Origin of the sequence: Bombilactobacillus bombi, assembly GCF_013607485.1 — a bacterium.
GTDB lineage: Bacteria > Bacillota > Bacilli > Lactobacillales > Lactobacillaceae > Bombilactobacillus > Bombilactobacillus bombi_A.
On sequence record NZ_SCHP01000076.1, the window covers coordinates 1 to 4,204 of the forward strand.

The following is a 4,204-nucleotide window of genomic DNA, read 5'->3' on the forward strand; positions in this document are numbered from 1 at the left end:
AGCGCCTAAAATTAATGCCCATTTCATTTGTTTACTCCGGATACATAATTGTTTTGGTAAGATTAGTCCCTTTAAAAACGCTTTGGGCTAAGGTTCTTAACTCTTCAACTTGCAAATTATCTAGTAAATGCGGCACTTGATTAATCTTCACGCCATAAAAATCTAATTCGGCAGCTTCAGTTGCCAAATTATCTAAATAATCTTGAGCAAAGATATAAGAACCAATGCTATCACGCTGAATAACTGCCATATTAGCCGAGCTTAATTCACTTTGGTACTTACCTGCCAACAAATAATCTTCTAAAACTTGAACTAATCTTGTCGGATCATCAGTTTCACAGCTAATCAAGGCAAAAGCATATCCGCGTTCCACTATTACATTATACCCAAAAGAATCATCAATCAAACCATCATTGGTTAATTTTTGATGAAATTCTGACATTTCTCCAAAAACTAATTCCAATAATAAATCTAATTGATTTTGCAGTAAAATCATTGCTGATAAATTCTTTGGAGACGTCGTAATTCTGATACCAACCATTAAGTGGGCACGATGTGTCTTAAAGTGAATCACCTGTTGCGGCCTGATAGGAGCTAATTCGGGTGCGAGCCGTACTTTCGGTTTTTGGTGTCGCTGAATTAGTGTCTGCAAATCATTATTGGTAGTAATAAGGTTATCTAAGTATTGTTCTAACAACGTAGCATCCACTTTACCAGCTAAATATAGGCGTAGATTGGCCGGCACATAATATTCTTGATAGATGTCTGTTAATAATTCCGGTGTAATCTTACTAATAGATTCTATACTGCCGGCAATATCTTGGGCAATCGGATCCTGATTAAACAAGCTCTTTAAAGTTGTTTGCTCCAAAAACCAGTCCGGCATATCGGCATACATATTAATTTCTTGAGCAATAATTTCTTGTTCTCGGTGAACATTTTCTAACGTAAAAAAAGGCCGACTGATTAAGTCTAATAAAGTTGCAATATTTTCCTGGACATGGCCAATACTTTTAAATAAATAGGCCGTTTTGGTATAGCTGGTAAAAGCATTTGACTCCGCGCCATACTGAGCAAAACGCTGGCTACTGTCAAATTGGGGCTTGGCAAACAGCTTGTGTTCTAAAAAATGAGCTGCTCCAGCGGGTACCTTATTAAAGGTATCTACTGCGCCAAAATCTACCATGGCAATGGCATAGGTTTGGTTAAATTGCGGATTAATTAAAGCACGTACTGGAAAATTCAATTTCTTAGTAATATCAATAACTTCTAAATTATTCATCCTTTAAACTCCTACATATTTGGTGGGCAGCCGCGTAAACGATAACAGGCAATTTTTTGCATTTGTTGAGCTGTCTTTTGAATTGCTGATAGATCCACCTTTTTAATAGACTCAATATATTGCTCATCATTGAGCACTGCTTGCGTATTAAGTGCAGTAATTAAAAGTTGATTAGCAGGAGTCACAATATTATCGGCTAACTCTAAACGATGGTTAATTAAAGCCAATTGCGCATGCTTCAACAATTCTGTTAAATCTTGTTCAGCCAAATTATTAATTTGTTGGGCAACTATTGCTTCTACTTTATCAATTTGACTAGCATCAACGCCGGCTTGAATTGTGAGATAACCTTGGTAAGGATTAACATTACTATAAATTGAATAAGCCAAGCCTTGATCTTCGCGAACTTGTTGGAATAAAAGGGATTGGTCATCGCCACCCAACATCATATTCAAGACTTGTAAAACTGGCTTGGTACCAGCCACTTGGTACGCTAAAGCCATTTGACTCTGTTGAATAGCTTCAACACGTTCTTGAACCACCAACTGTTGGGGCAAGGCAATTAAATTGTGTGTCTGTAAATTGACAGCGTGATAATGTCGGGTTATAGCAGTCAAGTGCTTCTGGAGTTGCAAAATCACCGCTTCATCTAAATTACCCACAATAGTAATAACCAATCGATTAGTCGATAATAACTCTTGATAGTATTGATAAATTGTTGCTGGTGATAGTTCTTGCAACTGTTGGGCAGTGCCGAACTCTGGCAGAGCTAAGTTGGGGTTACTCTGGTAAAGTATCTTTCTTAAGGCTAATGATGTTTGTAAAGCATAATTGTCGTTAATACTAGCATAGGCATTAGTTAAATTAGTTTGTTCTAATTGAAAAGCTAGTGAGTCAAATGCTGACTTATCCTCATTCAAATTGGGACGTGTTAAACATTCCCATAATAAAGATTGTGCAGCCACAAAAATTCTTTCTCCTTGATAGTCAACGGGAGCACTCAAAGCTAAAGATAAAATATTTAAATTTTGAAAAAAGGTCGTTTTTGCCGTTAATTCTGCGCCGTATAAGGATGATAGTTCACGCGCCAAAAGTGAAGCCGTCGGCCAACGCGAACTTGAGCGCTGCAACAAGTTAGCCAATAAGCGCCGGGTAGTAGTGGTGGCAGCTTTTTGCGTAGTAATTAAATTACACTCTAAGCGTGCAACATGAAATTTAGTAGTTGGCAGCCACCAAATCTCGATTCCTGAATCTAAGGAATAAGTTTGAATATTATTCATCGGTATGTTCATCTTCTCCTGGACGTTTAATTAACACTTTTCGCGGTTTAGCCCCGCGCGCAGGTCCAACAATCCCCCGCTCTTCCATATAATCCACAAGCCGAGCAGCTCGATTATATCCAATCTGAAAGCGCCGCTGCAGCATCGAGACACTTGCCTTTTGCTCGTGGGCTACTAAATCGATAGCCGGCTGCCAATATTCATCATCAGGTTCATCATTTTGCGCTTCTTTGCTGTTAGGATCGGCCGGAATCATTTTTTCATCATAGTGAACCGACTGTTGCTCACTCACAAATTTAACTACTCGTTCCACATCCTCAGAAGAGATATATGCTCCTTGAATTCGTAAAGGCTTAGATTGACCAATCGGCTCAAATAACATATCTCCCCGGCCCAAAAGTTTCTCCGCACCGGGAGCATCTAAAATTGTCCGTGAATCAACATTACTGGACACTGCAAAAGCCATTCTCGAAGGAACATTAGCTTTAATCAAGCCGGTAATAACATCCACAGAAGGCCGTTGAGTAGCAATAACTAAGTGCATCCCCGCTGCACGTGCCTTTTGGGCTAACCTTACAATTGAAACTTCTACATCATGGCCTGCAGCCATCATCAAATCAGATAACTCATCCACAATAATCACAATATAAGGTAATTTTTCTAAAGCTGGTTGTTCATGATTTTGGTTATTTGCTTCTACTGCTTGATTATATTCTTCAATTTTACGATGACCTGTCTGTTCAAACAGCTTGTAACGCCGTTCCATCTCAGCCACTGCCTTTTGCAGAGCGCCGGTAGCCCGTTTAGCTTCCGTTACCACCGGAATTAATAAATGTGGAACCCCATTATAAACACTCAATTCGACCATTTTGGGATCAATTAAAATCAACTTAACTTCCGACGGCCGTGCCTGCATCAAAATCCCGGTAATAATTGTATTAATAGCGACGGATTTACCACTACCAGTTGATCCCGCAATTAATAAATGCGGCAACTTTGTCAAATCACACATAGCTATTTGTCCATAAACATCTTTACCCAGCGGCACTGATAAAATGTGTCCAGCATGATCTGGTTCATGTTCCACCACATCTCGAAAAGAGACTACTGAAGAATGTTGATTAGGAACTTCAATTCCCACATAAGGCTTACCAGGAATAGGCGCTTCAATACGAATATCTTTAGCGGCTAAGGCCAAAGCCAAATCGTCAGCTAAATTAACAATTTTGCTGACTTTTACCCCTACTGCAGGCTGTACTTCATATTTAGTAACCGTCGGGCCCAAAGTTGCCTTTTTAACTTCAACTTGGACGCCAAAACTATCTAATGTCTGTTTTAACTTTTTTCGATTTACATCAATTAAATGGTATTCTGCTGATTGATCAGTTTCGGGCATTTGCGTCAACAAATCCACACTGGGAAGTTGATAATCCCCTTCATCAGCTGGAACTACTGTTGGGGTTGCCCCCGTAGGCTTGGCTACTGGTGTGGGTTTAGTTGGGTGTGGACCTTCAATTTGAAAATCATCATCTCCACCTGCCGGCATCGATTTTTCCGAGGTGTCAGGTACAGCTGGTTCGGTAAAATCATGGGTTACAGCCACCGGTTTAGAAGGTGGTTCTTGAGCTGGCTGATGCTTAGG

3 protein-coding genes are annotated in these 4,204 nt (G+C 39.8%); all 3 read right to left on the bottom strand.

Going from position 1 to position 4,204, the window contains the following annotated elements:
- Positions 1–31: 31 nt before the first annotated feature.
- On the bottom strand, positions 32–1,282 hold the full coding sequence (gene yfmH, locus EQ827_RS07995; protein ID WP_181190467.1) for an EF-P 5-aminopentanol modification-associated protein YfmH: 1,251 nt from the start codon (positions 1,280–1,282) through the stop codon (positions 32–34).
- A gap of 11 nt (positions 1,283–1,293) precedes the next feature.
- A complete protein-coding gene (locus tag EQ827_RS08000) occupies positions 1,294–2,562 on the bottom strand; it encodes a M16 family metallopeptidase (RefSeq protein WP_181190468.1) in 1,269 nt (422 codons plus the stop codon).
- Positions 2,555–4,204 (bottom strand): DNA translocase FtsK (locus EQ827_RS08005; protein WP_181190469.1); only part of this gene is annotated, 1,650 nt, incomplete at its 5' end. The genes EQ827_RS08000 and EQ827_RS08005, both read right to left, overlap by 8 nt.